This is a genomic window from Sorangium sp. So ce124 (assembly GCF_051525235.1).
Lineage (GTDB): Bacteria > Myxococcota_A > Polyangia > Polyangiales > Polyangiaceae > Sorangium > Sorangium atrum.
In genome coordinates this window covers 1,688,555-1,712,408 of sequence record NZ_CP150312.1, presented here as the reverse complement: position 1 = coordinate 1,712,408, position 23,854 = coordinate 1,688,555, and the positions used below count along the sequence as shown (strand labels likewise).

11 protein-coding genes are annotated in these 23,854 nt (G+C 69.5%); 1 reads left to right on the top strand and 10 read right to left on the bottom strand.

Features of this window, described 5'->3' with window-relative positions; all coding sequences use genetic code 11:
• Positions 1–112 precede the first annotated feature (112 nt).
• Positions 113–1,243 (top strand): hypothetical protein, encoded by a 1,131-nt coding sequence (locus WMF19_RS06345; protein WP_437898229.1) that lies wholly within the window; start codon positions 113–115, stop codon positions 1,241–1,243.
• Positions 1,244–1,446: 203 nt separating this feature from the next.
• On the opposite strand, the gene WMF19_RS06340 is transcribed toward WMF19_RS06345, so the two are convergent.
• From WMF19_RS06340 to WMF19_RS06295, 10 genes are all read right to left on the bottom strand, one after another.
• Positions 1,447–2,292, bottom strand: coding sequence for a hypothetical protein (locus WMF19_RS06340; protein WP_437898228.1), 846 nt, complete (start codon positions 2,290–2,292; stop codon positions 1,447–1,449).
• A gap of 401 nt (positions 2,293–2,693) precedes the next feature.
• Positions 2,694–5,447 (bottom strand): DEAD/DEAH box helicase, encoded by a 2,754-nt coding sequence (locus tag WMF19_RS06335; protein ID WP_437898227.1) that lies wholly within the window; start codon positions 5,445–5,447, stop codon positions 2,694–2,696.
• A 2-nt stretch (positions 5,448–5,449) separates the two neighbouring features.
• Entirely contained in the window at positions 5,450–6,820 is a 1,371-nt protein-coding gene (gene brxD / locus WMF19_RS06330) for a BREX system ATP-binding protein BrxD (protein ID WP_437898226.1), read from the bottom strand.
• Positions 6,820–9,414: a BREX-2 system phosphatase PglZ gene (gene pglZ / locus WMF19_RS06325; RefSeq protein ID WP_437898225.1), complete on the bottom strand. Its 2,595-nt coding sequence runs from the start codon at positions 9,412–9,414 to the stop codon at positions 6,820–6,822. The genes brxD and pglZ overlap by 1 nt, the downstream gene beginning before the upstream one ends.
• Complete coding sequence (locus WMF19_RS06320; RefSeq protein WP_437898224.1) at positions 9,411–12,992, bottom strand: DUF6079 family protein; 3,582 nt, start codon at positions 12,990–12,992, stop codon at positions 9,411–9,413. The genes pglZ and WMF19_RS06320 overlap by 4 nt, the downstream gene beginning before the upstream one ends.
• Complete coding sequence (locus tag WMF19_RS06315; RefSeq protein WP_437898223.1) at positions 12,989–14,173, bottom strand: PDDEXK nuclease domain-containing protein; 1,185 nt, start codon at positions 14,171–14,173, stop codon at positions 12,989–12,991. Before WMF19_RS06315 ends, WMF19_RS06320 begins: the two co-directional genes overlap by 4 nt.
• Before the next feature lie 103 nt (positions 14,174–14,276).
• Positions 14,277–14,963 (bottom strand): DUF4276 family protein, encoded by a 687-nt coding sequence (locus tag WMF19_RS06310; protein ID WP_437898222.1) that lies wholly within the window; start codon positions 14,961–14,963, stop codon positions 14,277–14,279.
• Positions 14,960–16,093, bottom strand: coding sequence for an AAA family ATPase (locus WMF19_RS06305; RefSeq protein WP_437898221.1), 1,134 nt, complete (start codon positions 16,091–16,093; stop codon positions 14,960–14,962). Before WMF19_RS06305 ends, WMF19_RS06310 begins: the two co-directional genes overlap by 4 nt.
• Positions 16,090–19,698, bottom strand: coding sequence for a BREX-2 system adenine-specific DNA-methyltransferase PglX (gene pglX, locus WMF19_RS06300; protein WP_437898220.1), 3,609 nt, complete (start codon positions 19,696–19,698; stop codon positions 16,090–16,092). The genes WMF19_RS06305 and pglX overlap by 4 nt, the downstream gene beginning before the upstream one ends.
• 10 nt (positions 19,699–19,708) lie before the next feature.
• Entirely contained in the window at positions 19,709–23,854 is a 4,146-nt protein-coding gene (locus WMF19_RS06295; RefSeq protein ID WP_437898219.1) for a protein kinase domain-containing protein, read from the bottom strand.

Here is a 23,854-nt window from a genome sequence, read left to right as displayed (position 1 = left end):
ACAAAAAAAGATGAGAAACGTTTCACGACCGAGGGAATGCTCAGCGCGCGCCAGGCCCGCGGTACGACAGCCGCCTTGCGCTCAGGGCCATCATTCCCATAGGGTACGACGCATGCGCGTTCCGAGCTTTGCCCTCGCAGGCGTCCTGTTGACTGCGAGCTGCACCCAAGCCCCCATCGTCATTGAGGGCCCATGTTCGGACGAAGAGCGCGTCCACTATCCTGAGTGGTGCGAGAAATACGGCGGCGACGGCGGTCAGGGCGGCGGTGGTGGTGGTGACGGCGGCGGTCAGGGCGGCGCTGGCGGACAGGGCAGCGCTGGCGGTCAGGAGCACAGCGCGCTGTGCTCCGGCCAGTGCGTCTCCCCCGCCCCTCTCGGCTGGTCCGGCCCAGCGCTGCTCTGGTTCGGCCCGCCGGAGGCCACCCCCGACTGCCCCGCCGACGCGCCGACGATCGGCTACGAGGGCTTCGCCGATCTCCAGCAGGTGCCGAAGGCGTGCCCGACCTGCGCGTGCGACCCGGCCGAGGTCTCGTGTTCGCTCCCCACCGCGTGGGCAGCATCGTCGTCCTCCTCGTGCCCCGCCGACGAGCCCGACGCCGTCACGACGCCGTTCGCCGCGCCCGACGCATGGGACGGCGCTTGCACCGCCGGGAGCGCAATCCCCGCCCATCAGGACTGCAACGGCGAGCCCTGCGTGCAGTCGCTGACGATCGCGGCGCCCTCGATCACGGCCGGCGCGTGTACGCCGCGCATCGAAGCCCCGCAGCCCATCCCCCAGAACGCGCTCTTGTGGGCGACGCGCGCGAGGGCCTGCGTCGCCGGGGCGCACACCGAGTGCGCCGACGCGACCACGTGCGCGCCGACAGCGCCGCCCGGGTTCCTGACCTGCGTCTACCACGAGGGCGAAGCCGAGTGTCCGAAGGGCTACGCCCAGAGGCATGTCTTCCATAAAGACGTGCTCGACGGCCGCGACTGCACTCCATGCCGCTGCGGCGAGCCGACCGGCGCTTCGTGCACGATCATGGCGTCCGTGTACCGCGACGCGGCATGCACGGACCTTGTCGCATCGACCCTCGTCGACTCCAGCGTTTCGTTCTGCGGGGTGACACCGCCCGGCGTCGGGCTGGGAAGCAAGTCGGCCGCGGTCGTGGCGGTGGAGCCGGGCGCGTGCGCACCGCAGGGCGGCGAGCCCGTCGGCGAGCTCCAGCCGGCCGAGCCGTCCACGTTCTGCTGCATCGCCTGAGCTCGCCGGAGCCCACCGCCGCCCGGCGGAGCCGCGGCCCGGCGCAACGACCGGCTGCCGGCGCCCCCAAACCGGCGGCGTCGTCTCAGATGGCTGCGAATGGCGATGGGCGATGGTGGATGGGGGCGAACGCGCCGCGGAGCGCAGTTTCCGCGCGGACGGCGAACCGGCTGGGATGACGGCGGCCGAGCGCCGGCCGATACCTAGGAGGTCGCGGGCGCGGGGGTCGCGGGTACGGGCGTCGCCGCCGGCTTGCCGTTGGCCTGGCCGGCCTCGGCGGCCTTGCGGGCCTTCTCGCGCCGCGCAGACGCGCGCCGGCGCCGCTCGTAGGCGCTCGTCACCTCGCGGGCGATCTCGGGGTGGCGCCGGAAGACGTGGGCCGCGATCTTCCGGATGGCGCCGACGCGCCCGACCATGAGGTGCAGGAGCTGGTTGCGGATCGTGGTCGCGGCGGCCGAGGCGCCGGCCTCGGGGGCCGCTTCCAGCGCCCGCCGTTGCAGATCCTCCGCGAGCTTCCTGGCCTCGGCGATGAGGCGCACGTCGAACGCCTCGTCCGCCTCGACCAGGCGATCCTTGAGCGGCTCCGCGAGCCCCGCGTAATCGCGGAGCGCCTGGGAGAGGGCGCTCGAGCGCTGGCCGTCCTGCGCGTGGAACTCCTTGATGCGCGCGAGCTGCGCGTCGGCGGGCTCGTCGACGTCGTCGTCGAGCAGGAACTCGAGCGCCGACTCGAGCTCATCGACGACGAACCGGGCGCGCTCGCCGAGATCGGCCACGGCCGGATCGACGATGAGGAGCAGCCGCGTCTGCGCCTCCTGCACCGCGTGCACGATGGAGAGCAGCTCCTCGCCGCTCGATGCGGGCAGGCGGCTCTTGACCCGCTTGAGACCCGGGCGATCACCGTCAGGCTCCCAGTACTTCTTCACGAACGCCGCGGCGGCGACCGCCTCGCGCACGGCGATGTCGTACGGAATGTTCAGCGGGTTGTCGGTCCGCTCCGACCCGGCGGCGACCTTGACCCAGCGATCGAAGTCCTGTCCTTGCTTTGCCATGATGATTGCCTGACCCCTCCTCCTGCGACCCGCGCCCCTCGGGGCACGACGCAAAGCGGCAAGGATGAGCTCGGTCGGAGGGACGTCCAGCGCGGAGCAGGGTCTGGACGGGGGTGGGGGGAGCCGGGAGGCGAGGCGGCGGGGTGGGATGTCCAGATGAGCGAGGGGGATGTCCAGATGACCCCAGTCCCTGTCCAGATGAGCGGGCAGGGTGTCCAGATGACCCCACCCCCTGTCCAGATGGCCGGGCGGCATTCCAGATGATCCCACCCCCGGTCCAGATGGGCGGGCAGGATGTCCAGATGACCCCGCCCCCTGTCCAGATGGGCGGGCGGCATGTCCAGATGATCCCACCCCCGGTCCAAATGGGCGGGCAGGATGTCGGCCTCTGTAGCTCGCCGTCAGTTGTTCCCCTCGGCGTCCGACGTGACGCCCAGCTCGTTGAATCGCTCGTACAGCGCGAGGAGTACCTCGGCGTCGAGCGCGGCATAGGTCAACTGGTCGACGTCGAGCGGGCGGCGGCTCCAGTCGGAGGTCTGCGAGGTCTTGTCGAGGACGATGCCCAGTTCGCGCTCGCACACCACCGCGAGGTTGTGGCCACCGAGGGCATCGGTGCCGCGCGCACGACGTGATGCCTCCAGCGTGTCGAAGACACCATCGAGCGCGATGCCGATTCTGGCCAGGACACGGCGCTCGAAGCGGGCGTTGTGGATCACCTTCACCGGCACCGAGCCGCTGAGGATATCAACGATCGGCTTCAGGTCGCCGACGGCCAGCGGGTCAATGAGGAAGGTCCGGTCTCGCGTCGCGATCTGCACGAGGCAGAGCGTGCTGAAGTCGAGCGCGGTCTCGACGTCGAGGCCTACGATATCGGCGGCGCGCAAATCCTGGCTGACCGACCGCAGCGCCGCCGGGGTGTCCACCCACTGGACGTCGTTCTTCGGCGCGGCGGCAGCGCCCGGGGCGACACGCACCGCGAGCTCGAGCGGCAGCGGGCCAGTCGCTTCGATGTCCGCGAGGCGCATGCCGCTCGGGCGAGCCGCGAGGCGCGATCCGTTCACCTTCACGGTGGCGAGGAAGCGAAGGGTGCCAGGCTGGTCCAAAAGCCGCTCGGAGCGCAACCGATCCTCGGCATCCTCGGGGAGGCACGGCTGGAACTTGCTGAGCATCCCGCGCGCCATGTCGCGGGCCGCACCTGCGGCGACGCGCTCCCAGTTCAAGTCGGCCAGGGAGCGAATCGCGTCCCCGGCTGCCGTGAACGGGATGTCCTTGCAGCGAAGCGAGAGATTCCCCGCGACCCACTTCTTGCCAGTCTTCTGCTCCAGACCCGCCGCGAGGAGCCGGTTCACCGCGCCTCCGGCGAACGTGTGCCACTGCACGCCATCGGGAAGGTCCTCGAGGGGCGCGGTGCCCTCGCCGAGTAGGCCGTCGTAGCTCTCGCGCATCGACCCCAGCTCCGTGGCAGCAACGCGGCTGAGCCACGCGCCTTCATCTCGCTCCTGGAGCAGCACGTCCATCATGGCCTGGCAGAGCGCGTTCGAGAGGACTCCTGGAAGCCCAAGCCAGCTCGGCACGCGCCCGTGCGCGGCGGGTCGAACGTGGAGGACGCCCTTGCCGAAGTCGACCTGCCCGACCTCCCACGCACGCCCCGAAAGCCGGAAGCAGAGCGGCCCCTTCGTCCGATCGTGCATCGTGACGAAGAGCGCCTGGATGTAGCCGACGTCCTCCTTGCCGTGCTGCACGCGCAGGACGGGCGGCGCGGTGAATACGGCGTAGAGCTCGAAGAAGTTCTTCCGGCCGTAGAGCTTCTCACCGCGCGCTCCGAGCGACAGGAGTCCATCGGCCTCGTAGAGGATCTCGCGCTCGAGCATCGTGTCGACGAGCTCCTGCACGCGCTCGGGCCGGATCGACGAGAACGGATAGGCCGCCTCGACCCACGGCATCAGCTTGTGTCGGGAGATGCCGCCTTCCTGGAGGATGAGCGCCATCACCTGGTGCGCGAGCACGTGCATCGCGTGGGCGGCGGGCCGCACGTCCTCGACCCAGCCTGTCTCGGCGAGGCGCAAGAGCGCCACCGACTGGAGCAGCGACTCGGGGCTCAGGCAGAAGAACGTGCAGTTGGCACGCGTGTTCGCGCGGCGCCCGGTGCGGCCGAGGCGCTGGAGGAACGAGGCGACCGAAGCCGGCGCGTCGACCTGGATGACCTGATCGAGGTCGCCGACGTCGATGCCAAGCTCCATGGTCGAGGTGCAGACGATGGCGGTGTTCCGGCCTTTGGCGAACTGCTCCTCGGCGAGCGTGCGGTCGGCGCGGCTCACGGAGCTGTGGTGGATGAAGACCTCGACGCCCGTCCCCGCGAGCGCGTGCGCGACCTTCTCGGCCTTCGAGCGGCTCTCGACGAAGACGAGGCTCTTCTTGTCGCGCGCGATCTGCCCGATGGCGCTCGCGGCCTCGCCGATGTCCGCGCAGAGGTCGACGCGCAGGTCGCGCGCGGCCCTCGCCTTCGGCGGGTCGACGAGGCGGAACGGGCGCTTGCTCGACCCCTGCAGCCACTCGCCGAGGACGCGCGGATTGCCGACCGTCGCCGAGAGGCCGATGCGCTGGATGTCGCGGCCCGTGAGGGCGACGAGGCGCTCGAGCAGGCTCGCGAGGTGCGCTCCACGATCGTCAGCGGCGAAGGCGTGGACCTCATCGATGATGACCACCGAGAGCCCCTCGAAGAGCGCCTTTGCGTCGGTGCGCTCGGAGATCATCATGACCTCGAGCGACTCGGGCGTGGTCATCAGGATGTGCCCGGGCGACTGCCGGAACCTCTGCTTCTTCGAGTCGGCGACGTCGCCGTGCCACTTGAAGACCTCCAGCCCCACCATCCGCGCATAGGACCGGAGCCGCTCCTCCTGGTTGTTGAGGAGCGCGCGGATCGGGCAGACGTAGAGTGCGGAGACGGGCCGCATGTCCTCCGTGAGGATGCGGGAGAGCACCGGGAAGATGGACGCCTCGGTCTTCCCACCCGCCGTCGGGGCGAGCACCACCGCGTTGCAGCCGTCGAGGATCGCGTCGATCGTCAGCTCCTGGACAGGGCGAAGAGACCGCCACCCGAGGTCGTGGATGATCGCGTGCTGCAGGTGCGGATGAAGGCGCGGCAGGCCGGCCATCGCTATCCGTCCAGCCGTTTCCGCTTCGGAGCCGCGGGCTCCGCCCCCTCGGAGGGCTCAGGCGCTTCGGCAGGGCCGTCCGCTACCGCCTCGACGGGGCGCCCGTGCTTCGCCGCCAGCTCCTCGGCCGTGAGCTTCGCGTCGTCGAGCTCGAGCTTGTAGTGATCCTTGGGGTCGTAGGCCTCGTGGATGTCCACGCGATCCATCACGTCGATCAGCTCCCGGAGGAACATCCGCGGCGCGAGGGCCACCTTGCCGCCGAAGCCCGCCGTGACCTGCGCGACGAGGCCATGGAGGAACGCGTCGCTCACGCGCTCGGCGATGCGCGCCGGGTTCTTCGCTGGATAGAGGTCGCGGACGCGCGTACCCACGGTCAACAGCCGCTCGTCGGTGAACGGCATGAGCCGCACTTGCGTCGCTTTGAGGTTGTCGAAGCGCGCTTCGCCGCTGAAGTTCGCCTGCACGCGCTGGTACAGCGGCGCGAGCCCCTTCAGCCCCTTGTAGCCCTCGAAGAAGTCGCGCGTGCCGGTGATGACCAGGTAGAGCCCGGGCAGCTCCTCGTTCGCGAGCATGTCCATCAGCTGCCGGAGCGCGTTGAGGGACTTCTCGCGCGTTTGCGCGTTCATGCGCTGCACCGTCTCGACCTCGTCGAGGACGACGACGAGCCCGGCATACCCGGACTGCCGCAGCAGTTGGAGCAGTCCAGCGAGGAACGTCAGCGACGCCTGGCCGTCGACCTTGCCCTTGGTCCCCGCCGCCTTGAGCACCGAGCGCTCGGTGTGCGGCTGGCCCGCGATCCACGCGAGCAGGCCCTGCGCGGTGGCGAAATCGCCCTCGTGGGTCGCGCGGTGGTACGCCCGGAGCACCTGCGCAAAGGCTGGGTTGCGCTTCGAGAGGTCGGCCAGCTTGTCCTCGAGCCGCTGCTCCGTCGCGTCGGCGAAGCCAGGGTCGTCTTCGCCGATGCCGCGCAGCCGCATGACCTCGTCGCCGACCTGGTAAAGCCAGCCCTCGACGATGGCCTGGAATGCGTTGGGCCCGTCGGCGGCGGTCTCGAGCTTCTCGATGAGGCGGCGGTACACCGTCTCCAGGTGATGGAGCGGGGTGTCGTTGATGGAGATCTGTACCTCGGAGGTGGCGAACTTCCGCTCGCGCGCCTTCGCGCAGAGGTACCGGGCCGCAAAGGTCTTGCCGGTGCCGTACTCGCCGCGAATCCACTTCGAGAGGCCCTTGCCGCCCGCAACGAAGTCCAGGTCCTCGTTGACCGCGTTGACGAGCGCGTCGAGCCCGGTCGCGAAGTGGTCGAGGCCGGCGTTGGGCACGAGGCCGCTGCGGAGCGCATTCACGATCGCCTGCGATTCCGGGACAACAGCCATCAGCGCGCTCCCTGGTCCTTGGGCTTCGGTTGGTAGCGATACATCGTCTCACCGCTGGATAGAACTTCGTCGCTGAAGAGGACGTGCCCCTCGGCGTGGAGGGTCCGGCGCAGCGCGCGCATGAGCCCGTTCAGGCGGACGGGGTTCTTCTTCAGGCGCTCGGCGAGCTCGCTGGCGCGCGCGGAGCCGTTCTCGCGCAGGAGCACCAGGATCGACCTCTCGTCGACGCTGAGCTTCTCGATCAGCGCCGCTGGAAGCGGGAGCGAGCCCGCCCTGTCGGCCGGGTTGAACAGCGAGAGCTGCGCCTTCGGCTTCGCCGGCACCTCGTCGGAAGGCAGGGGCGTGACGATGGGTGGCTGCACCGGCGCGGCCGGAACGCTGAGCTCCGCCAGGGCGCCGCGTCCGTACCACCACGCGGGCTCGTCGGCGTGAAGCCCCTCGCGCTCGATCCACGCGAGCGGGACGACGACCTCTTCGAGCCCGCAGCCACCGTGGAAGCCGACCTGGGGGCCGCCGAGGTACGCGCCGGAGCGCCACGCGAACGCGCGCCGCTCGGGCGGACCACCGAGTCCGGCGACGTCGATCTCGATGAAGCCCTCGGGCGCGGCATCGTGCTTGCCGAGCGCTGTGTACCTCGGCGTCTTGCCGTTGCCCGCACGAAGCGACTTGTCGACGTAGGGGCTGTGGCCGTGATCTGCCGTGATGAGCACGCGCCGCCTGGACTCGAGGGCGACGCTCAACGCGGGCTTGAACGCGGTGATGTCCTCGGGGGAGATCTTCACCGTCGCGCCCGTGTTCGACGAGCCGATCTGGTCGTCCACAGCGTTGAAGACGACGCCCACGACCGAGCAACTCTCGTCCTTCAGGGCGGAGAACAGGCCCTGCCCGCCGTCGGCGAGGTCGCCTTTCAGGAAGAGCCTTCGCGACCTGCTGCCGAGCGCGGCGTTCTGGTTGAAGCGCGCCTTGTCGGTCTTCGCTTCGTCCTGGTCGCGGAACACGGTCTCGGCGACGAGCGGGTCGCTCGGCAGCTCGCCGAGGAAGATTGCGCCGCGCGCGTGGCTCGTGATGGTCGGCAACGGCGAGAGCGCCGGGAGCCCGTGCACGCGGCCGCCCGCGTCGGGCTTGATGCCGATCGGGAACGCGCTGTCCTGCGCAAGCGCGTAGAGCAGCTCGAGGAACACCGGATAGCTGCAGCCATCGAGCACGACGAGGAACAGGCGCGCATCGGGCTCGCCCTGCCAGAGCGGCGCGACGGTGCGCTTCCAGATGCGGTGCAGCGGCGTCAGCCCGTCGCGGTGCAGCGCGGCCTCGTAGCCGCGGGCCAGCGTCTCGGCGAAATGCCGGTTCTCGCGGTCGCGGCGCTCGCGGCACGCCGCGAGCAGCTGGTCCGCCTCGGCGTGGTGGTGAACGCTGCTCGCGAGCGCGCGGCGGAGCTGCAGCATGGCGAGGTCCACGAAGGCGCCGCCCCGCTGGTACTCGCGCACCTGGTCCAGCAGGTCGGCCCTGGGGCTGAAGGGCTGGTCGAGGTAGCGCGAGATACGCGCCATCGACTCCAGCACCGCGAGGTCGGCGCGGTGGATCCGGGCGGCCCGGTGGCTGGAAAGCCAGCTGATGTCGGCGGCGCTGATGGCCTTGCCGGAGGCGGCCTGCTGCGCGAGCGCGTGGCAGCGGTCGGAGAACGCGAGCGGCAGGACGCGGCTCGTCTGAAGCTGCGTCGGCGTCAGGCTCCCGCGCCCGACGCGGTCGGCTGCCGTGAGGAGATCGGCGCCGCCGTCGCCCAGCAGCGAGAGCGTCTCCTCGGCGAGCCGCGCGGCGGTGCGCCGGAGGATGCGCCGGTCCATCTCGATCGGCGGCTCGGTGGCGGCCTTCCACAGCGGGCCCCAGGCGGGCTTCGGCAGCTCGGCGGCCTCGACCGTGAGCACCGCGCCGTACACGACGAGGTCGCGCAGGCGCGCGTCGGGTTCGGCGAGCGCCCAGGCGAGCAGCCGCCCCTCGTCGCCGTGGAGCGACGGCATCGCGTCGCGCACGAGCTGGCTGACGTTCGCCGACCAGCGCGGGGGCTCCTGCACCCACGCGGCGAGGAGCTGCGCGGGGCTGCGCGTGCGCACCTGCTCGCCCACGCTCACGTCGACGAGCAGCTCCGTAAGCAGGCGCCGGTCGACGACCGTCGGCAGCGTGCGGTGGCTCATCGCCAGGCCGAGGCGGTCGACGTTGGCGATTGCGAGCTGCTGAATGTGCGGGGCGTCGGCGCCCACCACGCGCACGCCGAGCGCCACCTCGAGGAGGTCGTTGGCCGAGAGCGCGTGGACGCGCTGGTCCATCGCGCGCCGGAGGAGATCCGGCGCGCCCTGGATTCGCCGCGCCACGTCCTCGGGCATCACGGCGATCAGCGGCGCCCCCTTCGCCTTCCAGAGCAAGTGTCGAAGGCCAAGCTCGGACGCGACACGGTGCACGCCATAAACGGCCTTCGGCGTCGGCAGTTGCGCCGGCAGGTCCTCGAGCCCCTCGCCGTCGATCACGAGCACATAGCCCGTCTCGCCGGCGCCGCCGGCTCGTTCGAGCAGACGACGAAGGACGAGCTGAGCCGCGCTCACTCGTCCTCCTCCGTCCTCACGAGCGCGATGCTGATCGGCTTCGTCCCCTGCTCCGCCAGCGCCTTGCGGACCCTGGCGAGGAACGACGAGATGGCGTCGGCATCGGTCGGATTGACGCGCTCCCTCACGAGCACCAAGCGCGGCGGAGGCGGCGGCGGGGGGGGCGGAGGCGGCGGGGGCGAAGGTGGCGGGACCGGCTGATGCTCGATGAGCCGCGTGACCAGCTCCTGCGCCTTCGCGTTCCAGGTCGATATCCAGTCCTTCGTCAGCGGCTTCTCGGCCTGTGCCGCTGCGAGGCGGCCGTCGAGCGCGCTCAGGTGCCCGCTCACCTCGGTGCCGACAGCAGGGTGGCTCACGCCCGCCTTGAGGTTCGTGCGCGCGTGTTCGTTGAGCTCCGCGAGCGCGTCGCGCAGGCGCTCGGCCTGCTGCACGAGGGCGCGCAGCGCGTCGGAGGCGTCGTCGGGCCACGCGGCGAGCAGCTCGGTCAGCACCTTGTGGGAGTCGGTGGTCTTCTGCGTGAGCGGCTCGAGGCGCGCGTGCGCTGTCCCCAGCTCCGCGAACCGATCGCTCTGCTCGACGCCGAGACGCACGAGGCTCGCTCGCAGTCCATCGAGCACCGCGCGCTTGGCCGTGCCCTTGTCGCGCAGCGCCGTCGTGAAGCGGTCCTGACCCTGAAGGGAGCGGTGCGCTGCGGGGCGCGGCACCTCGAAGAGCTGGTTGCCGAGGTCGCGCAGGCGGTGCCAGTCAGCGGCGCTCACCAGCCTGCCGCGCTGGAGCCGGATGCGCGTCGCCTGCGACATGCCGATGCGCACGTCGACGGGCTCGCCATCGACCTCCTGCAAGGCGCGGTGATCGCGCTGGCAGAGGAAGCAGAGGAAGAGATCGACCAGCAGCGGCTGGAAACCGTAAGTGTCGCGCAGATGCTCTGCGATGGACCACCACGCGACAGAGTCCTGGTCGGCGCGCTGGAGCACGTCCTTGATGTACCGGGAATCGAGGCGCAGCGAGGCCTTGGTCTGCCCGAGGTTCACCAGCTCGAGCGGCTGGCCCAGGGTCTTCAGCACCTTGCCGACCTTCTCGTCGTAGGGGACCGACACGCCGCCTTCGCTGGCCTCGACCATCCAGCCGAGCAGCGTTTCCAGGTCCTGCTTCTTCGGCTCGGCGAGGAACGTCGGGTGCTGCGGGTAGCGACGGTCCATCAGCAGCGTCGCGATGTGCTCGAGGTTCTCGGCGAGCGTCTCGCGCGGGCGGCTCGAGTCGACGTCGGAGATGAGCGCGAAGAACTCGCCGTGGCGGACATAGACCTCGTTCAGCAGGTCTTCGAGCTGCCCTTCGAGCGTCCTCTGCCGAATGCCGGCCTGGTCGAGGACCTTGCTCCTGTCCTGCGGACCGAGCGTCTCGAGCAGATCTTCCTGCCCGGCGTCGGAGAGCAGGTAGCGGACCGCCGCGAGCTCGGTGAGCACGCCGAGCTCGCTGGGGCCCATGTGGCGCGGCAGCCAGCACACGGAGTGCATCTGCGACTGCTTCTTGCGCACGTTGGTCGCGCGAAGGCGGTCTTCATCGACCGTGTGCCCGGGCTCGTCCCACGGATAGTCGACGAGGATCTTGAACGCCCCGTCCGGCGGCACGAAGTCGTCGTAGGACATCTCGCGCACGTTCCCGAGCTTGAGGCGGCCGCGACGCTTTGTGCGCCGCCAGGAGAGATCCCAGTCGCCTTCGTTCGGGCCACCGTCCTCGAAGCCCTTGGTGTCCGCGACGCCGAGCGCGCTGCGAAGCGCACTCCAGAACACCTTGAAGCGCTGAGCCGGGTTGTCGACCTTCGAGCGCGCGCGCGCGAGGATCTCGCCGAGGCTCACGCGTCCGAGCACGTAGCGGACGAGCGCGGTCTTGCCCTGGCCCGCCACCTGGAGATCCGGCACCCGCTGCGAGAGCGCCAGCAAGTCCGTCTCGGCGACGCGCACCTGGCCACGGAACGTCTCGCCCTCGACGTCGACGGCGTTGAGCTGCACGAGCCGCTCGATGGTGAGGCCGCCTTGCTTCAGGCGCGGCGACACCTCCGCGAGCAGCACCGTCTTCACGAGCTGGTCGAGCGCGCGGCGCCGCTCGTCGTTGAACTCCGCGCCGCCCTCCTCGGCCATCTTCGCCATCGATGGCGCGAGGCGCGAGTAATACTGATGGTGGATGTCCTGCATCAGCTCCACCTTCTTGCTCGCCTCGACGCCCGACTCGGGGAAGATCGCGGAGAAGGCCGAGCCCACCGGCAGGAACTCGCCGAGAGGCAGCTTCGGGTAGTGGACGACGAGCAGCTCGTAGAGCAGCCGCAGCGCCGAGCGCTCGCGCTGCATGAGCGACGTGACGTCGACGAGCATCTCGATGAGCGCCGGGTGGAACGGGTAGACGTCGCGCAGGTAGTCGAGGTCGCCACCGACGAGCAGCGCGGGCAGCACCTTGCTGTGCTTGTCGGCCAGCTGGCTCACGGCCGCCTGGACCGCCTTCGCGTCCTTCGGGCGGAGCACGCGGCCGCGCACGATGTGGCGCAGCTCGACGTCCTGCAGCTTCGTGATCTCGAAGCGCTTGGCGTGGTGATCGAGGTGCTCGTGGATCTTCGACTCGTCGACGAGATCCGGGAAGAACTCCTGGAGGTTTCGCTGCCGCGCGACGAACACGAAGACCGGCGCGGGGCGCTGGCCTGTGTTGTGGTCGACGATGACGTTGAGGTTGTTGATCTCGGCGACGAACTCCTGGCCGCTCTTCTCGGCGAGCCAGAGGAGGAATTCGTCGATCATCAGCACGATGCCGCCGAAGCCCTGGGCCTTTGCGTGCTCGGCCATGCGCTTGAGCCCTTCGCTCCAGCGCGGGTCGATGCCGGCGTCCGAGGCGTCGCGCCCCTTGTACTTGAGCCAGGCGCGCGCGAATCGCTCCCTGGCCTGGATCGAGCCCGCGGCGAGGGACTCGAAGTCCTCGCGCCCGCCGACGATGCCGTCGGTCTCGAGGCGCTTCCACACGACGTCGCCGTAGACCGAGGCCTCGCGGCGGACCTCCTCGAAGATGGAGTCGACGTTGAGGAACTCGAAGGGCGCCTTGCCGCGCCGCTTGAGCGCCGCGTTGAAGCCCTCGTAGACGGCGCGGTCGAAGCTGGTGCTGCGGCCGCGCACCGAGAGCATGTGGATGCGCACGACGAGCAGCCCGGCCTTCGTCAACCACGCTTCGTGGTCGGCGGCCTCGCCGCCCTTGCTCAGCTTCGCGTCGCGGTGCGCGTTCAGCAGCGGGCGGAACTTCTTCCACGCCGGCGCCGCGCCCTCGACGAGCAGCGAGAGCATGGTCATGAAGTGCGACTTGCCGCTGCCGAAGCTGCCGTGGATGAAGCGGCCGTACTCCTCGCCGCGATCGAAGACCTGCTTCATGTCGTCGAGGATGCGGGGCAGCTCCTTCTCGACGGCGGGCGTGATGACGTAATCGCGCGCGAGCTGCGCCACCTCGTCGGAGTTCGGGTCGAGCTCGCGCAGCTTGACGACGAACCCCATGGCCCGGATGTCCTCGGGGCGCGGGAGCTCGAAGGCCTCGGTGATGGTGGTCATGACTCGTTGGTCTCCTCGGTCTCGCTGTCCTCGTCGTCGGCCGTGAGGAGCAGCACGCGTTCGGCCTCCTCGCGCTCGCGTTCGAGCTCGGCGCGGAGCTCCTCCTCCGTCGGGAGGTACAGCTGATAACGCGCCGCGACGATGCGCTCGTCGTCGGGCAGCGTGATGCGCACCATCGCGTCGTTCTTGTCGGAGCACAGCACGATCCCGATGGTCTTGGCCTCGTGCTCGACGCGCTGGAAGCGATCGAAATAGTGGACGTACATCTGCATCTGGCCGAGATCCTGGTGCGTGAGCTTGCCGAGCTTGAGATCGACGAGCACGAAGCACCGCAGCAAGCGGTTGTAGAAGACCAGGTCGACGTAGAAGTGGTCGCCGTCCAGCGTCACGCGCTTCTGCCGCGCGACGAAGCAGAAGCCCTTGCCCAGCTCGAGGAGGAAGTCCTCGAGCCGATCGATGATCGCCTGCTCGAGATCGCGCTCCTGCGCGCTCGGGCTCTCACGGAGGTCGACGAACTCCAGCACGAAGGGGTCCTTCAGGACGTCCCCCGGCGCCGAGACCTGTTGACCCGCGCGCGACAGCTCGCGCACCTGCTCGGGCCGCTTGCCTCTGGTGAGGCGCTCGAAGGCGAGCGCCGCGATCTGGCGCTCCAGCTCGCGCACCGACCAGCTCTCCCGCGCGGCTTCGATCTCGTAGAAGGACCGCGCCTCGGGCCTTGTCATGCGCAGGAGCACGAGGTAGTGCGACCAGCTCAGGCTGGACGGGAACAGCTCCGGCGAGCCTTTCGCATCGCTCCCGGATTCGATCAACGCCGTTGATCGAATCCGGTCCCCGAGCCCGGGGAGCGCGGACCCGGCAGGGAACGCGAGGTAGAACGAGCGTGCCCGGCGCAGCGTCGCCACGCCCATGCCTCGCCCGAAGCGCGTGGTGAGCTTCCGGGCGACCGTCTCCAGCAGCCGCTTCCCGTAGTCCGCGCGCGCCGCGCCTCGCTGCTCGATCTCGACGATCTCACGACCGATGAGCCAGTACGCGTGCACCATCGCCGAGTTGATGGTGCGCGCGACGCGCGAGCGCGCCGCGTCGAGGATCCCCGCGATGCGTTCGTAGAGCTGCGCCTCGTGGCCTCGGTCCGCCGTGGTCGCGAGGGGCTGCGATGGCTTCTTCTTCGGCCCTCTTGCCATCAGCCCTCGTCCTCTTCGCCCTCCGGACCAGGCCTCCTGGCTCCTTCGCGCTTCCCTCCCATGTCCTCGGGGCGCGGGAGCTCGAAGGCCTCGGTGATGATGGTCATGACGGCTGTTCTCCCAATGCCTCCAGCGACGCGACCCACGCACCGAAGCGCGGACAACGCTGTTTTAGCCCGTCGATCCCGACCTTGGCCGTGACGCTCGGTCCGTGCGTGGTCTTTCCGTAACCGGGAACACGCGCGAGCAAGCGCTTCGAAGGTGCAGTCTCGGGGCCGTCGTTGACATCCTCGGGGGCCGTGTCACCGAGCTCCTCTCGGAGCGCATCGAGTCCCGCGCGAGCGTCGGCGTCCGCGAGCTGCTCACGAAGATGGTCGAGTCCCGAGAGCACCAGCGCCTCGAACTCGTGGCGCTGCACGTACGGGATGAAGCGGTGGTCCTCGATGTCGTCGCGCATCGCGTCCTGCAAGAGACCGGCCCTGTGGACCGTGTCGCGCTCGGAGCTGAGCTCAGCGAGCCGCGGAAAGTCCTCAGGGAGCCCGTACAGGTCGAACAGCGATGTCACGCGCAGGTCAGCGGCGTTCGAGCGCAGGAGCCTGCGGATGTCCTTTCGCCAGTGCTTCCAGTGCCCGCCGCCCTGCGAGAGCTTCTGGCCCGTCTTTCGATCTCGCTTCGTGGTGACCTCGATCGGCGTCGTCCACACCGAGAACCCGTCGAGGTGCGGAGCCAAGCTGTGCTTGACGAACTCCTGCTCGGTATCGCCTTCGACGATGACGAAGAGGCGAATCACGGCCGGCCTCCTAGCACGTTCTTGTCGTAGAGCTCCGACAGGCTGTAGTCCTCGAGCCACGCATCGAGCTCCCTGGGATCGAGTCGCTTGAACGAGGTCTCACCGCCTCTTCGCTCGGCGACGACCACCTCGTCAGCGGCGAACTCGTCGAGCAGCGCGGGCGACTGCGTCGCGACCAGGATCTGCGAATGGGCCGACGCCGAGCGCACGAGGCCAGCGAAGATGGAGATCGTTGCCGGGTGCAACCCCAGCTCGGGCTCGTCGATCGTCAGGAACTTGGGTCGCGTCGCCGGGGGTTGGGTCAACGCTGCGAACAGCGCTATCGCGCGGAGCGTCCCGTCGGACAGGTCGTGCGCGTCGAAGCGATGCCCGCGTTCGTCGCTCCAGTAGAGGCGCACGGCGGACGCATCCGCTCGATCCGGCGCGACGAGATCGGGCTCCAGAGCATTGATGAACGGCGCAATTCGTCGGACGAGCCCTTCGAACAGGGTCCACGCAGCTCGTGCTTCCTCGCTCTCGCTTCGCTTGATTCGGTACAAGTAGGCCGCCAGATTCGACCCGTCGGAGCGGACGTACTTGCTGTCGGCCTGGGTGGCGTTTTGCCTGAGCGGCGACGTGAGCGACGTGTCGTGGAAGTGGAAGAAGCTCATGCGCCCGATGAGCGCGGGCACCGCGGCCAGGGACGCAGTCGATGGCAGTTGGATGTTTCCGAGTTGCGACTCGGTGTGCCCCGTCCCGAGCTGCAGCCCCTTGGGCTCTTCGTCGGTGAGCGTCCCGAGAAAGAGATTCTCCGCCACGAAGACCAAGGAGTCGCCAGCCGCGTATCCGAGCCGGACCTCGTAGCACTTGCGCCCCGGGCCATCTTTGAACTCGAGGGCGATACCCAGCTCACGCGTGGTCTCGGGCCCGTAGTGAAGCAGCTTCGACGCGCCCCCCTGTTCACCGACGAAGCGTCGGAGCACCTGCGTCCGCATCAAGGGCGGCAGGCGCAGCGCGGTGAGCAGGTTCGACTTGCCCGCTCCGTTTGGACCGATCACCACCGTGATAGGACCGAGATCGAGCGTCACGTCCTTGAGGGACCGGAAGCCCTCGACGCGAACCCTGGTGAGCTGCGTGGCGAGCGCGGTCATTCGTCGCTCTCCTCCTCGATCTCGCGGTCTTCCTGGTCGCGCGCTGCAGCAGCCTTCCTGGCGCGGCCCGCTCGCGCCGTGGGCGGCGGGAAGCGCTTCTTCCAGTCCTCGATGAGCTCGCGGCTCGGCCCCTCGGGGCCCACGAGCGCTTGCAGCTCGGCCTTCAGCCGGTTCGCGGCAGCGGCGTCCTCGCGGGCGACGTCGGGCAAGAGGCGCCACGCGCTGTCGAGCAGGCCGATGCGGTCGGCGAGCGGGACGGAGGCGTCCTCGAGTTCCTCGTCGATGGCGAGGATGGCCTTCACGCGCTGCTGCGCGGTCCAGCCCGCCCAGCCGTAGAGCGTCTCGACGCCGGAGCGGCCGGGGACCTCGGTGAAGGCGATGAAGCGCTCCTTCGGGACGTCGAGCTTGCCGCGCAGGCGCCAGTACTCGGGCTTGAGGAAGTCGCCGGAGCCGTAGGGGGGCGGCACCTCGGGCGTCACCTTCTCGCCTGCGTCCTCGCGCCGCTGGTCGGCCCAGGTGCGCTCCCAGACCTCCCGCTTCACGAGGCCCGAGGGCTTGTAGAGATGGAAGCGGTGGCTCGGGACGGCATCATCCCGGAGCGCGCTCGCAACGAGCTGCGATAGGCTGAAGTCCTTGCGTCCGGCCAGCACCTCGCACACGGCGAGCACGCGCGGGTCGTCCTGGAGGTTCGCGACGAGCTGCTCGAGGACGAATGCCGTGGTGCGCGACCTGGCCGACTCTTCGACGCGATCGGCGAGCCACTCCGAGAGTGCGAGCCGCTCCTCTTCGGCGTAGTCGGGCTTGTACCAGCGGCGCTTGAAGTTCGCGGTTTCGATCAGGCGCAGCGCGGGGTTGGTCTCAGCCCGCGCGCGCCGGGCTTCGATGCGCTTCTTCAGCGCGGGCGATGCCTCGCTCGGGGGCGCGGTGAGGGGTTCCCAGCCGTGTCGCTCCCACCAGACCGAGGGCTGCTCGTCCGGCTCTTCGCCGCTCGCAAGGGCGGCGCGGTTGGCCGCGTCCTTCTCGGCGAAGGCGAGGTTCCAGGGAAGCCACGTCGGCGGGCACGCTTCGACTTTGTCGGAGGCGACGACGTCGCTGGACTCGTCGAGCCCGTAGATGGCGTAGCAGAACCAGTCGAGTTCCTCTTGGAGGGCGACCATGCTGGTCAGTTCGACGAGGTCGACTGCGTTTCGGTTATCGATCGCACGCCGAAGTGACGGCCCGTCGTCCCACTCACGAACATCGAGTACGCTCCTGATCGAACGAGCCGAACGGGTGCGGGCGAGGGTATCAAGCTTCTGGGCATACGGAGCAACCTTCTCGCGCTCAGCAACAACCGGGAATAGCTTCATCTTGGTCGAGTCGTGCTGAAAGAACTGCTCCCAGAGAGCGCTCTTCATCCCCTCGTTGATTCCCTGGCTACCCTTGCAATGGAACACCTGCTTCATCCAGAAGCAGGCGGTGGACGAGTTGAGGAGGCCGAGCAGCGCGAGGTGGTCCTCCTCGGTGGTGCCGGCCGGCAGCTTGATGACAGGCGCGGTCTGCTTGAACACCTTGCCGCCCCGATCGAGCACGAAGTGGTTGTGCGTGGCAACTTCCGCGAAGGCGATCGAGAGCGGGGTACGGAGCTTCGATGCGGTGAAGCGCCCATACTCGTACCACTTGAGACCGACTTCAACCTTGGTCCGCCCACCGAACATCTTGTTGTTCGAGAGCCTGGCCTTGTAGGGCCACAGCCACTTCTCAAGCGGCGTTCTACTCACGACCTCCAACACAGCGAGGCTGTCATCATAGGGGAAAGCCGCGGCAGTAGCCGGCGCCATCGCCCAATCGCGGATGGTGTCGCCTTCGACCATCGGACGTTGCTGGGCCGAGCCAAGACCTTGACGCGCGAACACGTCGCGAGGCGCGAGAAACGCATCATCTTCGAGAGTGAAGCAAGTAATGCCAATGCTTTCGGCCTCTTGACCCAGCGCGCTAGCCGCAAACTCTTCGATTCGGCTTTTGAGCTCGGCTCCTCCTCCACCACCGAGACTCCACGGGTGCTTCTTCAGCGTCTCTCTCGGCAGCTCCGCGACGCTCAGATACTCGTTCTCGAAGCCGACACGGCTCCACCCATCTTCGATGCTCGACCATACCTTTCCCTTCGCCGGATCTTCGGGAGTCCCGCTCTCACCACGCTTACCCATCACGGCGGGCACCGTCTCGTCCGCGGGCTTTCGGTTGCGCCCGAACAGCAGCACCGTCGGCGTTCCGTGGAACGGGATGTACGCCTGCGACGTGTCGACAACGAGAGTCAGGTCAAGGCCAGCAAGCACCTTCTCGATGAGCGCCTTACCGAACTCACGTTTCATGAAGTTGTTGCTCGTGATGAGCCCGACATAAGCCTCCTTCTCGGCGAGCTGAAAGCAGCGCTCGGTGAAGGGTGAGCCGAGCGAGTACTTGCCCGTGGCCGACACGTAGCGGCGGTTCTTCCCGATGAGCTCCCGGTGGTACGCCTTTCGCGCCTCGTCGCGCTCCAGAATGTACGGAGGGTTCGCGACCACCGCGTGGAACTTCGTCGCAAACACCTTCTTGAGCGCCGCGCGAACATCCGAGCGCGTCAGCGTCGCGCGCGGCCTCTCCTCGGCCTTCGTGAACAGGTCGAACTGAACCGAGGGCTTCTCCTCCTCGCGCTCGACCTGCTCGAGGCCGTCGGCCCAGTACACGTGCGGGTGGAAGCGCGCCGCGTCGGCAAGCCTGGTCACGCCCGCCAGCTCGGCGGCGGTCATGATGAGACGCGTGCGGGCGAGCGCACAGGCGTAGTCGTTCAGGTCGATGCCGACGACGCGATCGAGGGCGTGCGAAACGACCTTCTCGCGCTCCCAGTCGGGGTGCTTCTCGGCCGTCGCAGCGACCAGCCGCTTGAGCCCATCGATCAGGAAATGCCCCGAGCCGCACGCCGGATCGAGCAGCCGCACAACGTCCGCGCCGAAGGTCTCGACGGCCGGCGTCAGCGTGCGGTCGAGGATGAACTTGCGCACGAAGTCGGGCGTCTGGCAGAGCGCGAAGCGGTCCTTCACGACCGGATCGAGCTCCTGGTACAGGTCGCCCATCAGCTCGCCCTCGAAGCGCTCCTCGGCGAAGCTCCAGACAGCGCCCGTGTCCGCGTCGCGGTGGCGCCAGAAGGCGATGAGCGCGCGCGACAGGTCGTCCGAGGGCAGCGCCACCTCGGCGGGCTGCGGGCTGAACAGCTCGGGCAGGCCGCCCCTCGTGCTGGCGAGGTCCTTGTAGATCCAGCGCAGGAACGCGGTCTCGCCGAGGTTGGGCGCCAGCTTCTCGAAGAGCTGCTGCGCCTCGGGATCCAGCAGGCGCCCGGGCGCGAGCAGCCCCCGATCTTCGAGCACGCGCACGTAGACGGACTTCAGCACCCAGAGCACCGCCGCGCGGCGTGAGAGCAGGTCCGTCCAGACCTCGAAGTCCTCGGCGACGCGCTCGTCCTTGTGGAGCTGCTCCGCGGCCGCGCGCGCAGCGCCGGGCGCGCGCATCCTGGCGCGCAGGTCGGCGGCGATCTTCGCGACGTGGTCGCGGAGGGCGGCGGAGAGAAGGGCTCGGTCGTTGGCTTTCATCGATGCTGGCTCAGCCCGTGGGGCTCGGGGTGGAGGCTCCGCTCGCGGAGCCCGAACCCCCGGCGGTGGGAAGAGGGTTCAGAAGAGGAAGCGTCGCGCCTTCGAGGTGCCACATCGCGGGCCCCTCGTTGAAGCGCGGCTGGCGGTTGTGGATGACGCCGGGCACGACGAGAACCCAGAAGCCCCGGCTGCCGGAGAGGGTCTCGTCGTAGAGGCGACGCGGAAGATCGAGCGACTCGCACAGGCCGAGCAGCGCGGTGTCGCCAAGGACGATGACCTTGCCGGGCCTGCCGTGCTCGTCGAGGAGGCTCCACAGCGTCTGCTCGGCGGCCTCGGTCAGCGCCTCGCGCTGGGCGACGAAGCGCTCGGCGCGCTCGAGCGCCTGGATGTCGGCCGAGTGCTCCGAGAAGAAGGCGTCGTCGAACGACACCCACTTGCCCGAGAGCGCGGCGGCCACGGAACGCCCGATCTCGGCGTGGCGCTCGGGCGGCGTCACCAGCATGCGGAAGCCGCGCGAACCGGCGGCCTCCCTGAGCATGTCGCGCACGACCAGCTCCGGGCTGCGCTCGGCACCGAGCAAGCTGGGCAGGTCGTCGCCCGCGAGGGCCGGCGTGGCGACGATGGCTCCCGCGCTACCGGGCAGCACCCGCTGCCCCTGCACGCGACAATCGAGGTCGCGCAGGATCGCGAGGAGGTGATCGGAGTCGGGATACGGGGTCTCCGGACCGAAGATGCGCCGCACCCGCGCGGCGAGCTCGTCGAGCGCGACGGGCTCGCGGGTCTGGTCGATGACGAAGCCGATGCTGTGCCTGGCGTCCAGCGGACCGATGTACATGTGGCCGGTCTCCGCGACCCGGACGTCCTCGCAGATGCGCACGCCGAGCGCGAGCGGATCGCCATCGAAATGCGGGAGGAGCCCCGCGAGCGTGCGCCTCGCCGTGTCGGGCTCGACGGGCGGCCACTGGCCGGCGAGGCGCACCACCTCGGCGACGAAGGCCTTGAGCGTCTCGCGGTCGAAGATGGGCCGGGCGACAAGCGGCTGGTCAGCGCCGTCGACCTCGACGATGTGCGCGCGCCCCGACGAGACGCGGACGAGCAGGCGCACGATGCCTTCGCCCGTGACGACGCCGGCCGGCCACTCGCTCTCGAAGCGCCGGCCGATCTCGTCGAGGCGCACGATGCCGCCGAAGCCGTCGACCACCGCGTCGAACGAGCGCAGGAGGTCGGCGAGCGCGCTCATGTCGAGGCGCTCGATGCCCCTCGACAGGTCGTGGCTGATCTGCGACTGGGTCCTGCGGAGGTCGTCGGCGATCTGCTCCTGCGTCTCCGGCGCTCCGGTGATGCCAACGGAGCGCTCGACGGCTGTGCACTGACCACCGCTCAAGGGCCGCGCCGCGAGCTCCCAGATGCGGTCGAGCGTGTGCGCGCCGTCGCCCTGGCTGCCGCCCCTGTCGAGGGTGCGCGCGCGGAACTGGTGAAGCGCCTCGACGACCTCGGCGAGCTTCTTCCGCCCGATGCCGGGGAGCCCGAGCAGCTCGGAGCGCGTGAGCGAGGCGACAGCGCCCACGGTGGGCAGGTCGGCCTGCGCGAGCGCCGAGCGGAGCGCGTCGGAGAGCGGCAGCTTCTGCACAGGCTCGGGCGAGTCCCAGAGGTCGGGCACGAGCGGCGGCTCGACGGCCGCCGTCGACGCCGCCGACGCCGACAGCCCGCGCTCGAGCAGGGTCTCCTGGAACGCGATGATGTCGTTCGCTGTCTTGGTGCCGATGGAGTGGATGGCGCGCACCTGCGCGGCAGGCAACGCGAGCAGCTCACCGACCGTGTGAACCCGGCTGCGGGCGAGCGCGTTGATGGCGCGGCGCGAGAGGCCGGTGATGCGAAGCGGCGTTGTCACGTCGAGCTGCTTCGGCGGCGGCACCGACGACGACGTGGTGGCGACGTCCTCGCCGAGCGCGACGAGCAGCGTGTCTCGCATCGAGCGCGCCGACGGAAAGCGCTTCTCCGGCACCGGGTCGAGCGCCTTGCGGAAGAACTCGACGAGGCCCGTGGGCTGGATGTCGTCGCCTTCGACGCTCGGCGGCTCCCCCGGCTCGGGCACGCGGCCCTCGAAGGCGTGGCGGCCGGCGTAGAGCTCGAAGAGGCAGAGCGCGGCGGCGAAGCGGTCGGTGGCGTGCGTCCAGCGCGCGCTCGCCGGATCGCGGTAGAGGGCCGTGCCGCCGTAGGGCGCGTCCTCCGGCACGGCCGCCAGGCTGAAGTCGATGAGGGTGAGCCGCCCGTCCGAGACGAGCAGGTTGTCGGGCTTGAGGTCCTTGTGCGTGACCGACTTCTGCTCGAGGTAGTCGAGGCCAGCGAGGAGGTCCTCGGCGAGGCGGCGCTGCGCCGTCGGCTCGGGCGCGGGGTGCTGCGCGAGCCACTGGCGCAGGGTCACGCCGCTGACGCGCTCCATCACGAGCGTGAGGCGCCCTTCAACCATCTTGGTCAGGTCGATGACGCGGACGATGTTCGGGTGATCGAGCCTGGTGAGGACGTCGTACTCGCCGCGCAGCGCCTCCTCGGCGGCGTCCTCGGTGCGGGCGATCTTCAGCGCGCGCGTGCGCCCGCTGACGACGTGGCGCGCCGCGTACACGACGGACATGCCGCCCTGGCCGAGGCGCGTGATGACCTCGTAATCAGCGCCGATGCGCGTGCCCGGCTGCAGGTTGTCGGCGTCGAGCGGAGCGCGCCCGACGTTCGGCAGCGCCGCCTGGACGCGGGGAGCGGTATCGCGGCCGACGCGCACCGCCTGGATGGCCTCGGCGAGCGACGGGTAACGGTCGGTCGGGCGCAGCTCGACCATCCTCGTGACCGCCTCGTCGAGGCTGAGCGAGATGCGCTGCGAGATGTCGCGGACGCGGCGCATGAGCCGGCGCGCGGCCATGAGCTGGCGCGTGTTCTCGAAGAGCGGCTTGCCCGTGAGCATGAGCGCGAGGATCGCGCCGAGGCTGAACTGGTCGGACGCGGGCTCGGCGCTCGAGAACGCAGCCACGACCTCGGGCGCCGCGTTCACGAGGCGGTCGTCGTGGACGGTGGTGAGCGAGATGGTCGCGTCGCTCGTCATCTGCTTGGCCAGGTCGAACCCGGTCACGCGGACTTCGGTCGGCTCCTGCTTGTCCTCGACGAGGATGACGTCGGGGCGCAGCAGGCGATGGACGACGCCCTGGCGATGCACCTCGTCGATGGTCTGCGCGATGCGCATCCAGAGGTCGGTGCGCACGCGCAGGTCGGCCCTCTCCTTGCCGCGCGCGTCGGGGCCGTACCGCTCGACCCAGGTGGTGAGCGTGATGCCCTTGAAGTGCTCGAGCGGAAGCACGATGCCCGCCTCGTCGGAGAAGGGCGGATCGGCGGAGAGGACGCCCTCGCTGCGCCCGAGCCGGCCGAGCACCTGCGCTTCCCAGCGGGCGCGCTCGGCGATCCGGTCACGCTGCTCCTGCGTCGCGAGCGGCGGGGTGCTGTAGATGCGGAGCACGCGCTCGGTGCCAGAGAGCGAGTTCCGCCCGAGTAGCTCGGTAAACGTGTCGTGGTGGTCGAGCGTCTCGACGACCTCGTACTCGCGGACGCGACGGACCGGCCGAGGTCCGGACTGCGCCCCCGTGAAGAGCTCAAGGAGCTCGCGATCGGCGAGCGACGCCGGTGTCCGCGCGCGCCCCTGGCTCAAGCGCTCGATCAGGGCCTGGTCCTGCAACGCGGCCAGGATCGTCTTTCGCGTGTGGACACGGTCATTGCTCGCGGGGCCGCGCACGCCCACGTCCGTCGTCGCCGAGAGAAAGACAAGGCCTTCTGTCCAGACCTGTCCCGCCTGGTGGCTTGCGTTCTTCAGATGCGACTTGAGCACCTGCGAGGTGATGCGATTGAGCTTCAGCGGGCTGCGGATCTTCTCGGGCAGCCACCAATCGTTGTCGGTGCCCTCGATGCGCCCACGATATGACTTGATCTCGACGACGAAGATCGCGTGCGGGGCGACGACGACGGCATCGAGCTCGTAGACGACGCCGCCGCGTTCCACGAGCCAGGCGTTGCCGTAGACGGTGAAATCCTCCGGCAGCCCCTCGACGAGGAACCGGAGCGCCTGCCGCTCTGCGTCGTGGGCGGGCTCGCCGATCTGGATGAACTTGGCCGCCAT